18 protein-coding genes are annotated in these 16492 nt (G+C 71.3%); 13 read left to right on the forward strand and 5 right to left on the reverse strand.

The window, feature by feature from the left end; all coding sequences use genetic code 11:
- Positions 1-245: 245 nt before the first annotated feature.
- The 5 genes from kdpF to RC2_RS00085 are packed head-to-tail and all read left to right on the forward strand — an operon-like array spanning position 246 to position 7351.
- Positions 246-344, forward strand: coding sequence for a K(+)-transporting ATPase subunit F (kdpF, locus tag RC2_RS00065; protein WP_068149352.1), 99 nt, complete (start codon positions 246-248; stop codon positions 342-344).
- A complete protein-coding gene (gene kdpA, locus RC2_RS00070) occupies positions 344-2116 on the forward strand; it encodes a potassium-transporting ATPase subunit KdpA (RefSeq protein ID WP_068149350.1) in 1773 nt (590 codons plus the stop codon). Before kdpF ends, kdpA begins: the two co-directional genes overlap by 1 nt.
- The gene (kdpB, locus tag RC2_RS00075; protein ID WP_068149348.1) at positions 2113-4197 is read left to right on the forward strand and encodes a potassium-transporting ATPase subunit KdpB; all 2085 of its coding nucleotides are present in this window, start codon (positions 2113-2115) and stop codon (positions 4195-4197) included. Before kdpA ends, kdpB begins: the two co-directional genes overlap by 4 nt.
- Before the next feature lie 2 nt (positions 4198-4199).
- Positions 4200-4838: a potassium-transporting ATPase subunit C gene (locus tag RC2_RS00080; RefSeq protein WP_068149344.1), complete on the forward strand. Its 639-nt coding sequence runs from the start codon at positions 4200-4202 to the stop codon at positions 4836-4838.
- A 23-nt stretch (positions 4839-4861) separates the two neighbouring features.
- Positions 4862-7351, forward strand: a complete 2490-nt coding sequence (locus RC2_RS00085) for a sensor histidine kinase (protein WP_068149341.1) — start codon at positions 4862-4864, stop codon at positions 7349-7351.
- Positions 7352-7355: 4 nt separating this feature from the next.
- Here the strand turns inward: RC2_RS00085 and RC2_RS00090 are convergent, their stop codons facing one another.
- Positions 7356-8072 (reverse strand): aquaporin, encoded by a 717-nt coding sequence (locus tag RC2_RS00090; protein WP_068149338.1) that lies wholly within the window; start codon positions 8070-8072, stop codon positions 7356-7358.
- A complete protein-coding gene (locus RC2_RS00095; protein WP_072680877.1) occupies positions 8069-8470 on the reverse strand; it encodes an Asp23/Gls24 family envelope stress response protein in 402 nt (133 codons plus the stop codon). Before RC2_RS00095 ends, RC2_RS00090 begins: the two co-directional genes overlap by 4 nt.
- Positions 8471-8680: 210 nt before the next feature.
- On the opposite strand from RC2_RS00095, the gene RC2_RS00100 reads away from it, so the two are divergent.
- Genes RC2_RS00100 through RC2_RS00110 form a run of 3 tightly spaced genes read left to right on the forward strand, consistent with a single transcriptional unit; the run spans position 8681 to position 10419 of the window.
- Entirely contained in the window at positions 8681-9322 is a 642-nt protein-coding gene (locus RC2_RS00100) for an RNA polymerase sigma factor (protein WP_245810890.1), read from the forward strand.
- Positions 9319-9729 (forward strand): hypothetical protein, encoded by a 411-nt coding sequence (locus RC2_RS00105; RefSeq protein ID WP_068149335.1) that lies wholly within the window; start codon positions 9319-9321, stop codon positions 9727-9729. The genes RC2_RS00100 and RC2_RS00105 overlap by 4 nt, the downstream gene beginning before the upstream one ends.
- Positions 9730-9774: 45 nt before the next feature.
- Positions 9775-10419, forward strand: coding sequence for a GAF domain-containing protein (locus tag RC2_RS00110; protein ID WP_068149333.1), 645 nt, complete (start codon positions 9775-9777; stop codon positions 10417-10419).
- Positions 10420-10508: 89 nt separating this feature from the next.
- Here RC2_RS00110 and RC2_RS00115 read toward each other — a convergent pair whose 3' ends face one another.
- Positions 10509-10931 (reverse strand): VOC family protein, encoded by a 423-nt coding sequence (locus RC2_RS00115; RefSeq protein WP_068149331.1) that lies wholly within the window; start codon positions 10929-10931, stop codon positions 10509-10511.
- A gap of 142 nt (positions 10932-11073) precedes the next feature.
- On the opposite strand from RC2_RS00115, the gene RC2_RS00120 reads away from it, so the two are divergent.
- Positions 11074-11649 carry a hypothetical protein gene (locus tag RC2_RS00120; protein WP_068149325.1) on the forward strand — a complete coding sequence of 192 codons (576 nt, stop codon included), beginning with the start codon at positions 11074-11076 and terminating at the stop codon, positions 11647-11649.
- 1 nt (position 11650) lies between these two features.
- Entirely contained in the window at positions 11651-12526 is an 876-nt protein-coding gene (locus RC2_RS00125) for a polysaccharide deacetylase family protein (protein WP_068149384.1), read from the forward strand.
- Positions 12527-12536: 10 nt separating this feature from the next.
- On the opposite strand, the gene RC2_RS00130 is transcribed toward RC2_RS00125, so the two are convergent.
- Complete coding sequence (locus RC2_RS00130; protein ID WP_068149321.1) at positions 12537-13100, reverse strand: DUF2231 domain-containing protein; 564 nt, start codon at positions 13098-13100, stop codon at positions 12537-12539.
- 110 nt (positions 13101-13210) lie between these two features.
- On the opposite strand from RC2_RS00130, the gene RC2_RS00135 reads away from it, so the two are divergent.
- Positions 13211-13984, forward strand: coding sequence for a 3-hydroxybutyrate dehydrogenase (locus RC2_RS00135; protein WP_068149318.1), 774 nt, complete (start codon positions 13211-13213; stop codon positions 13982-13984).
- Between the two features lie 52 nt (positions 13985-14036).
- Complete coding sequence (locus tag RC2_RS00140) at positions 14037-14759, forward strand: SGNH/GDSL hydrolase family protein (protein ID WP_068149315.1); 723 nt, start codon at positions 14037-14039, stop codon at positions 14757-14759.
- A 17-nt stretch (positions 14760-14776) separates the two neighbouring features.
- Here RC2_RS00140 and RC2_RS00145 read toward each other — a convergent pair whose 3' ends face one another.
- A complete protein-coding gene (locus RC2_RS00145) occupies positions 14777-15553 on the reverse strand; it encodes a GAF and ANTAR domain-containing protein (protein ID WP_068149313.1) in 777 nt (258 codons plus the stop codon).
- Between the two features lie 82 nt (positions 15554-15635).
- On the opposite strand from RC2_RS00145, the gene RC2_RS00150 reads away from it, so the two are divergent.
- Positions 15636-16472, forward strand: a complete 837-nt coding sequence (locus tag RC2_RS00150; RefSeq protein ID WP_068149301.1) for a M23 family metallopeptidase — start codon at positions 15636-15638, stop codon at positions 16470-16472.
- Positions 16473-16492: the final 20 nt, after the last annotated feature.

The following is a 16492-nucleotide window of genomic DNA, read 5'->3' on the forward strand; positions in this document are numbered from 1 at the left end:
CGAGCCTCCCCGGCGTCAAGGACGCGTAAGGAGCCCTCCCCGGGTCGGCGGTCGGTCGTAGACAGAACACGACCGCCGCGCGACTCGCCGGCGGTGTCGGAGCGAACCCGCTCCGACGGCCGACCGAAAGAGGCATCGACTCCGATGGCCGATCTGGCGTATCTCCTGGTGGCAGCGGGAGGGTTCGGCGTCTGCGTGGCGCTCGTCCGTGCCCTCGCCACCTCCTCCATGACAGGTACCGGACGATGACCGTCGACGGCGCCACCAGCGTGATCCTGGTGGCGGTGTCCGCGGCGCTGGTGATCTACCTGTTGGTCGCCCTGCTCGATCCCGAGCGGTTCTGATGTCGCCCGCACTGGCGGCCGGTCTGCAGATCGCCGCGGTCGTGATCGTGCTCGCCGCGGCCTATGTCCCGCTGGGCGATTACATGGCGCGGGTGTACGCGTCCCCGAGCGACGACGACCCGAGCGACGACGCCGGTTCCGAATCGGACGCGACCGGCGGCGGCACCGCCCTGCGCACCCGGACCCGCACCCGCACCGACTCCCGCGTCGAGTCCCTGATCTACCGCCTCTGCCGTGTCGACCCCCGCGCCGAACAGACGTGGATCGGCTACTCCATGTCGGTGCTCGGCTTCTCCGCCGCCAGTGTGCTCTTCCTCTACGTTCTGCAACGGGTGCAGGGCGTGCTGCCACTGAACGGTGGGCTGTCGGGGGTGAGCCCGTCGGTGGCGTTCAACACCGCGATCTCGTTCGTGGCCAACACCAACTGGCAGTCGTACGTCCCGGAGACGACGATGTCCAACCTCACCCAGCCGGTGGGTCTGGCGGTGCAGAACTTCGTGTCCGCCGCGGTGGGCCTGGCCGTCGCGGCCGCGGTGATCCGGGGGTTCGTCCGGGTGCGCGTGGGCGGAGAGCTGGGCAACTTCTGGGTCGACCTGATCCGCGGCACTCTGCGAATCCTGCTGCCCCTGTCTTTCGTGATCGCTCTGATCCTGTTGACGCAGGGCGTGATTCAGTCCTTCTCTACCGGGTTCGCCTCGACGGGGCTCGACGGGTCGTCCGTGACCAACGCCCTCGCCCCGGTCGCCTCGCAGGAGGCGATCAAGGAGCTGGGCACCAACGGCGGCGGCATCCTCGCGGCCAATTCGGCCCACCCGTTCGAGAACCCGACGCCCGTGAGCAACGTCGTCGAGATCATCGCCATCCTGCTGATCCCGGTGGCCCTGACGCGCACGTTCGGCACGATGGTCGGCGACCGTCGACAGGGCCTGACACTCCTCGCCGTCATGGGCGCCCTGTTCGCGATGCTGCTCGCCGTCACCGCGGCCGCCGAGGCCGGTGCGCGCGGCGTCGCGGCCGAGGCCGCCGGCGCGATGATGGAGGGCAAGGAGGTGCGGTTCGGCATCCCCGGCTCGACGCTCTTCGCCGTCGCCACCACGGGAACGTCCACGGGAGCGGTCAATTCGGCCCACGACAGCATGTCGCCGCTCGGCGGCGGCGCGGTCCTGCTCAACATGCTCGTCGGCGAGATCGCCCCGGGTGGCGTCGGAACCGGTCTCTACGGACTGCTGGTGCTCGCGATCGTCGCCGTCTTCGTCGGCGGTCTGTTGGTCGGTCGGACCCCGGAGTATTTGGGCAAGAAGATCGGCCGACGCCAGATCACCCTCGCTGCGCTGTCGGTGCTCGTCATGCCGGCGCTGGTGTTGATCGGGACCTCCGTCACGGTGCTGCTGCCGTCGACCACCGGATATCAAGGCAATGCAGGAGACCCCGGCACGCCGGGGTCGATCCACGGCTTCACCGAGGTGCTCTACGCGTTCGCCTCGGCCGCCAACAACAACGGCAGCGCCTTCGGTGGCCTCACGGTCACCAGCGACTGGTTCCAGACCTCGCTCGGCCTCGCCATGCTCCTCGGCCGATTCCTGCCGATCGTGCTGGTGCTCGCGCTCGCCGGATCCCTGGTCACCACCAAGCGCACACCGCCCAACCCGGGCACGCTCCCGACGAACGGTCCGCTGTTCGCGACGCTCCTGCTCGGCACCGTGGTCCTCGTGGCCGCCCTCACGTTCTTCCCGGCGCTCGCGCTGGGCCCCATCGCAGAGGCAGTGCAATGACACTCACGCAGCTCGACCCGGTGACTCCCACCGAGGGTGACGCCGTCGCCCCGGTCCGCACCGGCTACTTCAGCCCACGCCGGATGGTGACCTCGCTCCCGACGGCGTGCGCGAAGCTCGACCCGCGCCATCTCGCGCGCAACCCGGTGATGTTCGTGGTCCTGGTGGGCTCGGTGGTCACCACCGTACTGGCAGCGCTGGACCCGTCGGTCTTCGCGTGGGCCGTGGCGGTGTGGCTGTGGTTCACCCTGATCTTCGCCAACCTCGCGGAGTCGGTCGCCGAGGGACGAGGCAAGGCGCAGGCCGCGAGCCTGCGAGCGGTCAAGCGCGACACCGTCGCTCGCCGCCGCGTCGCCGGCGGTGAGATCGAGGAGGTGTCGGCCACCGCGCTCGCCGTCGGTGACGAGGTGGTGGTCGTCGCGGGGGAGACCATTCCCGGCGACGGCGACGTCGTCGAGGGCATCGCCACGGTGGACGAGTCCGCGATCACCGGCGAGTCCGCGCCCGTCGTCCGTGAATCGGGCGGCGATCGCTCCGCGGTGACCGGCGGCACCACCGTGCTGTCGGACCGCATCGTCGTGAGAATCACGGCGGCGCAGGGCCAGACGTTCGTCGACCGCATGATCGCGCTCGTCGAGGGCGCCGCTCGGCAGAAGACGCCCAACGAGATCGCGCTGAGCATCCTGCTGGCCTCGCTCACCATCGTGTTCCTGCTCGCCGTCGTGGCGATCGGACCGATGGGCGCCTACGCCGGCCGTGCCGCGGATCCGATCCAGCTCATCGCGTTGCTGGTCTGCCTGATCCCGACCACCATCGGCGCCCTGCTGTCGGCCATCGGCATCGCGGGCATGGACCGCCTGGTGCAGCGCAACGTCCTGGCCATGTCCGGGCGGGCCGTCGAGGCGGCCGGTGACATCGACACCCTGCTCATGGACAAGACCGGCACCATCACCTACGGCAACCGCCGGGCGACGAGTCTGCATCCGGCACCGGGCGTCGACGTCGCAGCGCTCGCCGCGGCCGCCCGGCTGTCCTCGCTGGCCGACGGCACCCCGGAGGGACGCAGCATCGTCGAGCTCTGCGTGCGGGACCACGAGCTGCCCGCGTCCGCCACCGACGAGGAGACCCGCGGCGAATTCGTGGCATTCACGGCCCAGACCCGTATGAGCGGCGTCGACCTGAACGGCGATCGAGTCCGCAAGGGCGCCAGCGACTCCGTGCTGGGGTGGGTGCGGGAACAGGGCGGCACCGTCGACCCGGCTGTGGACGACACGGCCGAGGAGATCGCCCGCAGGGGCGGTACGCCGCTCGTGGTGGCTACGGCGTCGTCCGGTTCCGCCCGGGTCCTCGGCGTCGTCGAACTCTCCGACGTGGTGAAGCCGAACATCGCCGACCGCTTCGCGCAGTTGCGCGCCATGGGCATTCGCACCGTGATGGTCACCGGCGACAACCCGCTCACCGCGGCATCCATCGCGGCGCAAGCCGGGGTCGACGACTACCTGGCCGAGGCGACGCCGGAGGACAAATTGGCCCTCATCCGGTCCGAGCAGGAGGGCGGACGTCTGGTCGCGATGACCGGCGACGGCACCAACGACGCCCCCGCGCTCGCGCAGGCCGACGTCGGCGTCGCGATGAACACGGGCACCTCGGCGGCGAAGGAAGCCGGGAACATGGTGGATCTGGACTCCGATCCCACCAAGTTGATCGAGATCGTCGAGATCGGCAAGCAGCTGCTCATCACACGCGGCGCGCTGACGACGTTCTCGCTGGCGAACGATCTGGCCAAGTACTTCGCGATCCTGCCCGCCCTGTTCAGCGGTGTCTATCCGCAGCTCGGGGCGCTGAATATCATGGGTCTGGCGACGCCGCAGTCGGCCATTCTCTCCGCCGTGATCTTCAATGCGCTCGTCATCATCGGGTTGATCCCGCTGGCGCTGAAGGGCGTGCGCTACACCCCGGCGGGTGCGTCGGCGTTGCTGCGGCGGAACCTCCTGATCTACGGCGTGGGTGGGGTGGTGACCCCGTTCGTCGGGATCTGGCTCATCGACCTCGTCGTCCGACTCGTTCCCGGAATGGGCTGATCATGCGCTGGACACAACGCTTTCTCGGACAGATCGTCGCCGGACTGTCGGTGCTGCTCGCACTGACGGTGATCCTCGGCATCGCGTATCCCGCTGCGGTGTGGGCGGTCTCGCGTCTCGGCGCCGACAGCGCCGAGGGGTCGCCGCTGCGCGACGCGAACGGCTGCGTCGTCGGCAGCGCGCTCGTGGGGGTCGATCCGCAGGTGCCCGACGGCGAACCGGACCCGTACTTCCACCCTCGCGTCACCGGCTCCGTCGCCGACGACGACGCGTTCGCCCCCGGTGACCCCGCGGCGGCGGTGCCGACCAACCAGGGGCCGAGCAGCGAGATCCTGGCCTCGTTCGTCGAGCAGCGACGCGCCGCCGTCGCCGAGCGGGAGAACGTCGCGCCGGAGGCCGTTCCGGTGGACGCCGTGACCGGCTCCGGGTCCGGAATCGACCCCCACATCAGTCCGGCCTACGCGGCGATCCAGGTGCCGCGGGTCGCCGCGGCCACCGGCCGATCGGAGGACGACGTGCGGGCTCTGGTCGCCGAGCACACCGACGGACGGCAGTTCGGCTTCCTCGGCGCCGAGGCGGTGAACGTGCCCGAGCTCAACGTCGCGCTCGGTCTCACCGCGCCGACCTGCACCCCCTCCTGACAACCGAGACGACACACGGTTCGATGGACGACGTGAGCACCAGGGGCGAACTCCGGATCTACCTCGGTGCCGCCCCCGGCGTCGGCAAGACCTACGCGATGCTGGGGGAGGCGCACCGGCGGAAGGGGCGCGGCTGCGACGTGGTCGTCGGGGTCGTCGAGACCCACGGCCGCGTCCACACCGCGGAGCTGCTCGACGGCATCGAGCAGATCCCGCTGCGGACCGTGCGTTATCGAGGCTCGACGGCGTCCGAACTCGACGTCGACGCCGTGATCGCCCGGGCGCCGGCCCTCGTGTTGGTCGACGAACTGGCCCACACCAACACACCGGGCAGTCGGCGCGAGAAGAGGTGGCAGGACGTCGAGGACATCCTCGCCGCCGGCATCGACGTCGTCAGCACCGTCAACGTCCAGCACCTCGAGAGTCTGAACGACGTCGTCGAACAGATCACCGGGGTCCGGCAGCGCGAGACGGTCCCCGACGCCGTGGTGCGCGGCGCCGAGCAGGTGGAACTGGTCGACGTCGCCCCGGAGGCGTTGCGACGCCGCCTGGTTCACGGCAACGTCTACGCCCCGGACAAGGTCGACGCCGCCCTCTCGAACTACTTCCGGCAGGGCAACCTCACCGCGCTGCGGGAACTGGCTCTGCTGTGGATCGCCGACCAGGTGGACGCAGCCTTGGCGAAATACCGTTCGGCACACCACATCACGGACACCTGGGAGGCACGCGAGCGTGTGGTGGTCGCCGTCACCGGCGGTCCGGAGTCGGAGACCCTGGTGCGTCGGGCGCGCCGCATCGCGGCCAAGTCGAGCGCGGAGCTCATGGTGTTGCACGTGGTGCGCGGCGACGGGCTCGCCGGCGTCTCGGCCCCGCAGATGGGCAAGGTGCGTCGTCTGGCCGCCGCGCTGGGCGCGAGCATGCACAGCGTCGTCGGCGACGACGTCCCGGCCACGCTGCTCGATTTCGCCCGCGGCGCCAACGCGACGCAGCTCGTCATCGGCACGTCGCGACGCTCACGGTGGGCACGCATCCTCGACGAGGGGATCGGTGCGGCCGTCATCGCCGACTCGGGAAAGATCGACGTGCACATGGTCACTCACGCCGAGATGGGCGGCGGATGGCGATGGCGACGCCTTCTGCGTCCGGACACCGCGCGTCGCCGCGTGCTGGCGTGGGTGGCGGCCGTCGTGGTGCCGCTGCTGTCCGCGCTCGCCATGATGCTGGTGGACCCCTACCTCGAACTGGGTGGCGAGAGCGCGCTGTTCTTCGTCGTGGTGCTCGCCGTGGCGTTGCTCGGCGGCGTGATCCCTGCGGCACTGTCCGCCCTGATCGCCGGGCTGCTGCTGAACTTCTTCTTCGCAGAACCCCGCTACAGCTTCACGATCGCCGAGCCCGACAACTTCGTCACCACCGTCGTGCTGCTCATCATGGCCGTCGCCGTGGCAGTGCTCGTCGACGCGGCGACCCGCCGGTCGCGGGAGGCTCGGCGCGCGTCACGGGAGGCGGAACTGTTGGCGCTGTTCGCCGGAACCGTGTTGCGGGGAGCCGATCTGCCGGCGCTGCTCGAACGCGTGCGCGAGACCTACGGTCAGCGGGCCGTGGCCTTCGTCGACGATGACGGCACCGTCGTCGGCTCCGCGGGTGACGCGCCGCCGGTATCGCCGGACGATGCCGACACCGTGGTCGCGACGGTCGACGGTGATTACACGCTGCTCCTGGCCGGCCCGGCGACCCGTGCCCACGATCGACGGGTGCTGACGGCCGTCGCCAACCAGTCGCGCGGCCTGATCCGCCAGGCCGAGCTGGCCGAGGAAGCCAGTGCGGCAGCGGCTCTCGCGGAGGCGGACCGGCTGCGGCGTGCACTGCTGTCGGCAGTCGGTCACGATCTGCGGACCCCGCTCGCGGCCGTCAAGGCGTCCGTGTCGAGTCTGCGGAGCACCGACGTGGAGTTCTCGGCCGAGGACACCGCCGAACTGTTGGCCACGATCGAGGAGTCGACCGATCACCTGACCGCGTTGGTGGGCAACCTGCTCGACTCGTCCCGGCTCGCCGCCGGGGTCGTGCGACCCACGCTCACCGCGGTGCCGGTGGCCGACGTGCTCGAGCGCGCCCTGGCGAGCAGTCGCGTGTCGATCGACCGCGTCGAGACGGGGGTCGACGACGTCGTCGTGGCCGCCGATGCCGGGCTGCTCGAACGGGTGCTCGCCAACCTCGTCGACAACGCGGTGCGTCACGCGCCCGAGTCGACCATCCGGGTGACCGCCGCCGACACCGGGGCCGGCCGCGCCGTGATCACGGTGGCGGACAACGGCCCCGGCATCGCCCCGACCGCGGCCGAGGCGGTCTTCGCGCCGTTCCAGCGGCAGGGCGACCGGGACAACACGACGGGTGTCGGACTGGGTCTGTCGGTGGTACGCGGGTTCGTCGAGGCCATGGGCGGCACCGTGACGGTGTCCGACACCGCGGGCGGCGGGGCGACCATGACGGTGGAGTTGTCGACGCGGGTTCCCTGACGGGTCAGGATCGGCGGGCGGAGAACAACACTCGGTGCACTCCGGCACCGACGAGGCCACCGATCAGCGGGAAGACCACGAACGCCCAGACCTGGCCGAGCGCGTCGCCCCCGGTGAACAGGGCCGGACCGATCGAACGCGCCGGGTTCACCGAGGTGCCGTCGACCCCGATGGCGATCAGGTGCAGCACGGTCAGCGTGAGGCCGATCGGGACGGCGGCGACGACGGTGGCGCTGCGGCCCGCGGTGGTACCCAGGACGACCAGGACCAGGATCGCGGTGGCCACGATCTCGACGATCGCGACGGCCGCGAGGGAGAAGCCGCCGGTCAATGCGTCTCCGAAGCCGTTGGCGCCCAACCCGTCCACGGACCGGTCGTAGGCGGGGGATCCCACGGCGATCGCGTAGACCACGGCGGCGCCGAGGATGCCGCCCACCACCTGGGCGGCGACGTACCCGGCCGCGCGGGCGGCGTCGATGCGTCCGGCGATCAGCGCGCCCAGGGTGACGGCGGGGTTGACGTGGCACCCCGAGATCGGCCCGATGAGGAACGCGAGTGCCAGCAGGGTGAGACCGAACGCGAGGGCGATGCCGACGGTGCCGACCTCGTCGCCGAGGACCGCGGTGCCGACGCCGCCGATCACGAGGATCGCGGTGCCGATCAGTTCGGCCGCGTAGACGGTGACCCGGGCGGGGGTGGTGTCGGATATGTTGTCGCTCATCGATTCTGCTCCTCGAGTGGTTGGTAAGGAAGGGGCGGACGGGAGACGTCGTGCACGGCGACGTCGACGGTGTCGACCCGGACGCCGGCTCGGGCGTACACGGCCGCACCGACGGCGCGTCGGACGTCGGCCGCGACCTCCGGAATGGCGACGCCGTACTCGGCGACGACGTCGAGGCGAATGTCGGCCCGGCCGTGGCTCACTCGCGCGGAGACGCCGCGGCGCGCGGGTGCCGATCGGGTTCGGCGCTCCACCCGGGCGGGGTGGGGCCGCAGCCCCGGCACCTCCGCTGCGGCCAGACCGGCCGTCGTCTCCACCACGGCGGGGGAGACGGTCGTGCGGCCGCGGCTCCCGACAGGGGTGTGGCGGCGGGTGGACTGGGTCCGGGGGGTGGTCACCGAAGTCCTTTCGTGTCGTGGGCGATCGACCCGCGATGCGGATCGTGTGGCCATGAGTCGGACGCCGACGCGAAAAGCGCACGTGGCCGGTGGAGTGAGGTGCGTCATTCGGGTGTAGGGCGGGACCAGACGGGGCATTCTCACGCGTGCCATGTGCCCGTGCCGCGGGTGCATCAGGGGGCTGTCAGGGCGGGGGGCGTGGTCGTGTTCGTGCATCCATCCCGCGTGCCCGGCGTGCAGACCGTGGGGGCCGACGGGTCGTCCGCCCCGGCGCCTGCGCCGAGGGGGAAATTCCCGACGCTGGACCTCGCCTCGTTGCCCGACCGTGCGCTGGCCGCAGCGGCGGCCGTCGGTGACCGGGACGCCTTCGACGAGATCGTGCGCCGATTCGCGCCCTCGATGACGAGGTTCGCCGAGTCGATGCTGGGCGATCACGGTGCCGCGGAGGAGGTGGTGCAGGACAGTTTCGTCGCTGCGTGGAAGGCCATCGCCGGCTATCGGCACGAGTCGGCCCTGCGCACCTGGCTGTTCGGGATCACCTCGCACAAGTCTCTGGACCACCGCCGTCGCCGCATTCCGCGGCCGGCGACCGACCACGTCGTCGACGGCGCCTGCACCGACCCGCACACCGATCCGTCAAGTACCTGCTCCGGGGCGGCGTTTCTCCTCGCCGTGGACGCGGTCCTCGCCAGGATGCCGCCCCGCCAACGGGCGTGCTGGGTCCTGCGGGAGGTCGACGGCATGCGCATCGTCGACATCGCTGACATCCTGTCCACGACCCCCGGTGCGGTGCGCGGCCAGATCGCCCGCGCCCGGGCCACCCTCGAAGCCCGATTGGATGCCTGGTCGTGACGCGCAGCGGCGGACCGGCCGACCGCGCCGCCGACGCGGTTCGGCGCCGCATCGACCGGTCGACGAGGTGGATCGACGTCACCGACCGCGCGATCTCGCGGGTGCGCGGCGTGGGGGTGCGGGCGTGGCCGCTCGACGCCGTGTTCCCGACGGCGGCTGGCGCCGACACCCTGCGCATCACCGACGTGGTGGTGCGCACGGCGCTGGTGCGCACATTGATCGCCGCTGGAACGGAGGTGGTGGCCCTCGAGCTCTACACCGAGGGCCACCGATGTTGCGGCACGCGCGTCACGGTCCACCGCCACGTCGACGAGCGCACCGCCGAGGTGGCGGCGACGGCCCTCTCGTCGATCCTCGGGGAGCCGTCCGCCGCGTACGACGTGGACGTGGTCGCGAGCATCGGATAGGTAGCGTCACCGCCGAGACACTCGCCGGCGGGTTACGGTCGTCCCATGGCGCGTGACCCGCAGTTCGACGACGAGATGGCCGCGCTGCTCGCGGACCAGGCTCGGGCCGCGGGGCAGACGCCCGAGCAGTACATCCACGACGCCGTGCTCGCCCGGTTGCTGCGCACTCCGGCCGGACCCACCGAGGCGGGGCGCCGGGTGCGGGACCCGAACCGGCTGCGCTCGGTGTGGCGGACGGGACTGCTCGACTCGCCCCGAGCGCCGGTGTTCGAGCGTGCGGTGTCCATCACCGTCGAGTCGCTGCGGGTGCCGTCCGCCGCCATCGTGCTCGTCGACCGGGACCGGGTGTTCTACCTCGGCGCGATCGGTCTGGCGGCGGCGTTCGCGGAAGCCCGGGAGGCGTCGCTCGAGGATTCCCTGGCGGCGCAGGTGATCGAGTCGGGCGCCGAGTCGTGGGTGGTCCACGACGCGGCGTCGGACGCGCGCATCGCCACGCATCCCGCGGTGGTCGGCGGAGCGGTCGGGTCCTATCTCGCGCATCCGCTACGCGACGCCGACGACCGTGCGGTCGGGGCACTCGCCGCCTGGCATGCCTGCCCCCACACCTGGACCGCCGGCGAGCAGCGCACGATGGACGACCTGACGTGGGTGGTCCGCGGGCTGATCTTCGGCGAGCACGTCCTCGACTGACGGGTGCGCGAGTTCTCCCACACGATCACGTCGCATCCTGCGATCTCGCGGATTCGTGTCCGATCGTGTGGCAGAACTCGCGCGGGCACTCACATGTCGGGCGGACCGTCACCGGCGGCGACGGCGGGGTCCATCCAGATGACCTCCCACACGTGGCCGTCGAGGTCGCGGAAGGACCGCCCGTACATGAACCCGTGGTCCTGCGGGTCGGTCCAGGCACTGCCACCGTGGCGCAGCGCCGTGTCCGCGAGGGTGTCCACGGCCTCGCGGCTGTCCGCCGACACCGCCAGCAACATCTCGCGGCTCCGGCTCGTGTCGGTCATCTCGTCGAGGATGAACTCCTGGAACTTCGGCCGCGCCAGCAGCATCACCGTGGTGGCGTCGTTCACGATCATGCTCGCGGTGTTCTCGTCGGAGAAGGCGTCGTTGAACTCGAATCCCAGGGCGCCGAAGAAGCTGCGGCTCGAGGCCACGTCCTCGACGTAGGTGTTGACGAACAGCATGCGCGTCATGGTGTCTCCCGAACGATGTCCGGCGTCCCCGAGTGGAACGCTCGAGGAAGTAGACCGCGGTTGCGAGGAAAACTCGTCGCGGGCCCGCCGGGTGTGTGCCCACCGGGGTTAGCCGGCGCAGCTTCCCGGGCATTCACACCGCATGTACCCGACCGGCCACCTGACCTCGGACGAGTTCTGGACCATGCAGCGTGCCATCGAGGACCGGCTCCGAGCGGAAGCGCGGGCCTTCCCGACGTTCGCCCTGCGGGACTGGTCAGGCCCGCGTGTGCTCGGTCCCTGGGAGCGCGAGAACGACGTGCTGACGACGGTGACCCTTCGGCACGGCGAGCTCGAGACCGAACTCGAGACGGGGGACGACGTCTCGTCGCCGTTCCTCGACGTCGTCACCACCTCGAAAGATCCGGCGCGCAAGGCGATGTCGACCATGCTCGCGGCCGTCGGTCTGACTCCGATGTCCCCGGAGTATCGCCGTCGGCGGCAGTCGATCGAGGACGCGCCGACGCGCACGGCGCAGGTCGACGTGGACGGCGACGCGGTGCGGCTCGACGTCCGCGGCGGCGACGATCGATGGTGGGCCTGGGGAACGCACGACGGCCGGGGCCTGGTTCTCGAAGGTCGTCACACCTCGATCGACGACGCGACGCTGGTCTCCGCCGACCTCGACCCCTACTTCGAGGGCCTGCGGTCCTCCATCGCCGCGGCTCGGGGTGAGTGAGATGCTGCCGTCCCACGACCGGTTCGACTACTCCCCGATCGTCGAGCGCCCGCAGTTCACCTGGCCGGGTGGCGGCACGCTGGCGGTGTACGTGGCGGTGAACTGCGAGCACTTCGCCTACGGCGCCACCGATCTGGGATACACACCAGGCGGGCAGTCACCGGACACGTACAACTGGGCGTGGCGCGAGTGGGGCAACCGGGTGGGCGTGTTCCGGCTCGCGGACACCCTCCGCGAGGTCGGTATCCGTCCGACGGTGCTGGTGAACGCCGAGATCTACGACCACGCTCCCCGGGTGGTGGAGGCACTGCGGGTGCTCGGCGGCGAGGTCGTCGCCCACGGCCGCACCAATTCACGCATCCCGGTGGTGCAGGACGAGGACGAGGAGCGGCGCACCATCGAGCACGTCCGCGCGGTGATCGAGCGGCACGAGGGTGCCGCACCCCGGGGGTGGATGAGCCCCGGCGCCGCGCCGAGTGCGGTGACCGAGGATCTGTTGGCGGAGAACGGTTTCGACTACACCCTGGACTGGCCGATCGACGATCGCCCGGTCTGGCTGCGCACCCGGTCCCGGCCGATCCTGTCGGTACCGTATCCCCACGAGATCAACGACCTGCCGGTGATCGTGCACCACCACGGCACCGGTCGCGACTTCGCCGACCGCATCGTCGACACCATCGACGAGCTCGCGGAGCAGTCGCGACAGCAGTCGGTGGTCCTGTCGATCTCGACCCACACGTTCCTCACCGGGCAGCCGGATCGGCTGCGGCACTTCCGCCGCGCGCTGCATCACGTGGCGGAGACGGCCGGGGTGTGGTTGACGACGCCGGGCGACATCGCCGATCACCACCGCACTATCGAGCCGCCGCCCACGTGACGACGACCGGTCACACGCCGGCCGCCACGGCGCGAGTGGAGACTCCGGCACCCATGTTGTAGCCGAGGTGACCACCCAGGGCGCCGCCGAGACCGGCCACCGCGAACCCGGCCAACGCCAGGGCCTTCGCGGTGGCGTCGGGCGCCGTCTCGACCTCGGTGCTCGCGGCCGCGGCCGCGGCCCGGCGCTTGTACGACGCCGCGAACAGCCCGATCGCGACGGCGTTGGTGCTCGCGTGCACCAACCCGACGCGCCGCTGCTCGCGGGTCAGTGTCGACCACGTGGCCCAGCCCGTGACCAGGGCAGTCGGTGCCGTCACCAGGCCCGCGCCGAGGAGGGTTCGGGCGGCGTCGGGACTGCGGCCGGTCACGTCCAGGAACACCGCGCTGCTCCACAGACCCACCGACGAGTACGCCATGATCGGGTGCATCGGATGCCCCACGAACGTGCCCCGCAGCAGACCGTCGACAGGAGTGTCCGAGAGGACGGAGCGCAGACGGGCCGCGACGGGGTCGCTCACCCGGTCGAGCAGCGACGCCTTCTCGAACGGTCGGAACAGCGCAGTGAGATCCATGTCACGCGAGTACCCGGGTCGATCGGCGGTAACCGGGTGTGCAGAAAAGCAGGTGGCGGGTGCGGAAGGCGTCATCGACACCCGGGCCTCGGCCACCGACACTGAACCGCATGAGCGACGACGCGACGCGGCCGGGGACGACGGATCTGACCGGTAGAACGGCCCTGGTCACCGGCGCGGCGAGTGGAATCGGGGCCGCCGTGGCCGCGACCCTGGCCGGGCGCGGAGCGCAGGTGACGGTGGCGGACGTCGACGGCGACGCGGCGGAGCGGGTGGCCCGCGAGGTCGGCGGTCGGGCGTGGACGGTGGACTTCACCGACGTCGACGCGCTGGCCGACCTGCGCCTCGAGACGGACATCCTGGTGAACAACGCCGGGATCCAACACGTCTCGCCGATCGACGAGTTCGACCCCGCGGCGTTCCGGCGGATTCTCACCCTCATGGTGGAGGCGCCCTTCCTGCTGATCCGCGCCGCCCTGCCCCACATGTACGCGTCGGGGTACGGCCGGATCGTCAACATGTCCTCGGTGCACGGCATCCGGGCATCGGCCCACAAGAGCGCGTACGTCACCGCGAAGCACGCCCTCGAGGGGCTGTCGAAGGTGACGGCCCTCGAAGGTGCCGAGCGCGGTGTGCGGAGCAACTGCGTCAACCCCGGTTATGTTCGAACGCCGTTGGTGGAGAAGCAGATCGCGGACCAGGCTCGCGTGCACGGCATCGACGAGGCCGAGGTGCTGGAGCGGGTGCTGCTCGCCGAGAGTGCCGTCAAACGGCTCGTCGAACCCACCGAGGTGGCAGCCTTGGTGGGGTTCCTCGTCTCCGACGAGGCCTCCATGGTCACCGGGAGCTCCTACGTCATGGACGGGGGATGGAGCGCGAGCTGACCGTTCGCGAAATCCGGGCGGCATCGCCCGCTCGGTCTCTACGATCACCGACGTGCCCAGTCGGAATCGCCCGCTCCGGTCGGTCGCGCTCGCGCTGACGATCGTCGCCGTGATCGCGGCGGCCGTCCTCGTCACCACCCTGCGCGGGGAGGTCCCGCCGCGCCACCCCTACGTGGCCGCGGCCGCCGACCGTGCCGCCCCGCTCCGGGTGACCTTCGTGGGCGACTCCTTCGCCGCCGGGGTCGGAGCCGACGACCCGACCGACGGTTACGCGTACGTGGCCGCCGCACGGGGCTGTTGGCGGCCGACGCTGGTGGCGTCGTCGGGAACCGGGTACGCGCGGGTGCGCTTCCCCGGCACCGTGCCCTTCACCGACCCGACCCGCCTGGCCGCGGTGGCCGCGTCGAATCCCGACGTCGTCGTGGTGCAGGGGAGTGGCAACGACGTCGGTGACGACGGATTGCGTGCGGCGGCGACCGCGATGTACGCGGCCCTCGCCGTGATCGTGCCCCGCGCACGCGTCGTCGTCGTCGGTCCGACGGACGCGCCGGCGGCCGAGCACGAGAACATCGCACGCATCCGCGGGATCCTCGGCGAGGTCACCCGGACCGCGGGAGTGCCGTTCGTCGACCCCGCCGGTGCCCGGTGGCTGGACTGGGCGGGCGACTACGTGCCCGACGGCATCCATCCGAACGAGCAGGGCCACCGCACGATGGGCGAGCGGCTGCAGGCCGAGATCGTGGCTCTCGGCGTACCGCGCGCGGCCGGCTGCTGACCGGGCGACCGGCCGCGTCAGCTACCGGCCACCTCGCCGCCGGACACCTGGCCGCCGGACACCTTGTCGACGAACTCGCGGGCGATGTCGCGCAGCTTCCGGTTCGTGCGTTGCGATTCGCGGGACAACATGGCGAACGCGCCGTCCTCGTCGACACCGTGCAGGGCCATGAGGATGCCCTTGGCCTGCTCGATCGGGGCCCGGTGGTCCAGTGCGTCCCGCAGTCCCGTCGCCACCTCGCGGGCACCGCGCACGCGGGCGTAATCGCCGATGGCCGTGGCCACGGTGTCGGTGACCACCTGCAGCACCGCTTCGTCCTCGGCGTCGAACGCGTCCGGCACCGTGCCGTAGAGATTGATCGCGCCGAGTTCCACGCCGTCCGCCCGCAGCGGGACCGCGAGGAACGACACCACGCCCTCGCGCTCGGCGAGGCGGGCGAAGGTCGGCCAGTTCCGGGCGACGTCGTCGAGGCCCATCCGGACCGTCTCGCCGGTGCGCGCCGCCTCGAGACACGGCCCCTCGCCGACCTCGTATTGGTGCGCGTCGACCCGCAGGGTGAGGTCGTCGGTGTGGACGGCCGTGTAGGTCATGCCGCCGAACACGATGCTGATGCCGCAGGCCGTCGCGCCCGCGATGGCGTCCTGCGCCAACTCGGCGGTGCGCTGCAGGAGTGTCGCCAGATGGTCGTCGTCGCGCACGCTGCCGCCCACGGCCGCCACGATGGCGGCCAGGCGCGCACCCGACGTGCGACCGGAGGTGTCGTCGGCCAGTGGGCCGGCGCCGTTGTGTGCCACGGTCGACAACTATCGCACGGACGCGCGCGTGCTCGACCGAAACCCGACTCGAGGGCCGCTACCGACCGGTAGCGTTCCTACGGTGGTCCAGCTGCTCCCGCGTCGTCCCGATCGGCCGGGCGACTCCCCCGAGGGGGAGGTCGTCGCGCCGGGGGACACGGCGGCTCCGTCGCGTTCGGACGCGGCGTCGACCGACACCGTTCCCGTGCGGACCGTGTCGGTGCAGGCCCTGGCGATCGTCCTGGTCCTCGCCGTCGTGGTGTTCGTCGTGCAGGTGACGCGCCCGGGTCCGACCACGGAGCCGACCGCCGCGCCGGTCGCGGCCGGTGACCTGCGCCCGTCGTTCCTGGTCGAGACCGAGCGCAATCTGGGACCCCTGCGGCAGATCGCGAAGGCCAACCGCGCCACCGCGGAGGAGGAGTACGCAGCGGCGCTCGCCGTGCTCGCCACTGCCGCCAGCGCGTCGGAGAAGGATCGGCGTCTCGCCGAGTTGCCCCCGGCCGCCGTGGGTCTGCGGGTCGGGTCGTACTCCCTACCCGCCCGCGGCACCTACACCTCGCCCTTCGGTCCGCGCTGGGGGACGATGCACCGCGGGATCGACATCGCCGGTCCCATCGGGACGCCGATCGTGTCGGTCGCGGACGGTCAGGTGATCGAGGCCGGCCCCGCCAGCGGATTCGGGCTGTGGGTGCGAGTGCGCCACGACGACGGCACGGTGTCCATCTACGGCCACGTCGACACTCTCGTCGCGGTGGCCGGCCAGCGGGTCTCCGCCGGCCAGCAGATTGCCACCATGGGCAATCGGGGCGATTCCACGGGTCCGCACCTGCATTTCGAGACCGTGGTGGACGGCACCCATGTCGACCCCGAGTTGTGGCTCATCGGCCGGGGGATCTCGCTCGGGCCGACGGGGGACTGACCTGCACGGTCGTCGGTACT

This window comes from Rhodococcoides corynebacterioides NBRC 14404, assembly GCF_001894765.1.
GTDB lineage: Bacteria > Actinomycetota > Actinomycetes > Mycobacteriales > Mycobacteriaceae > Rhodococcoides > Rhodococcoides corynebacterioides.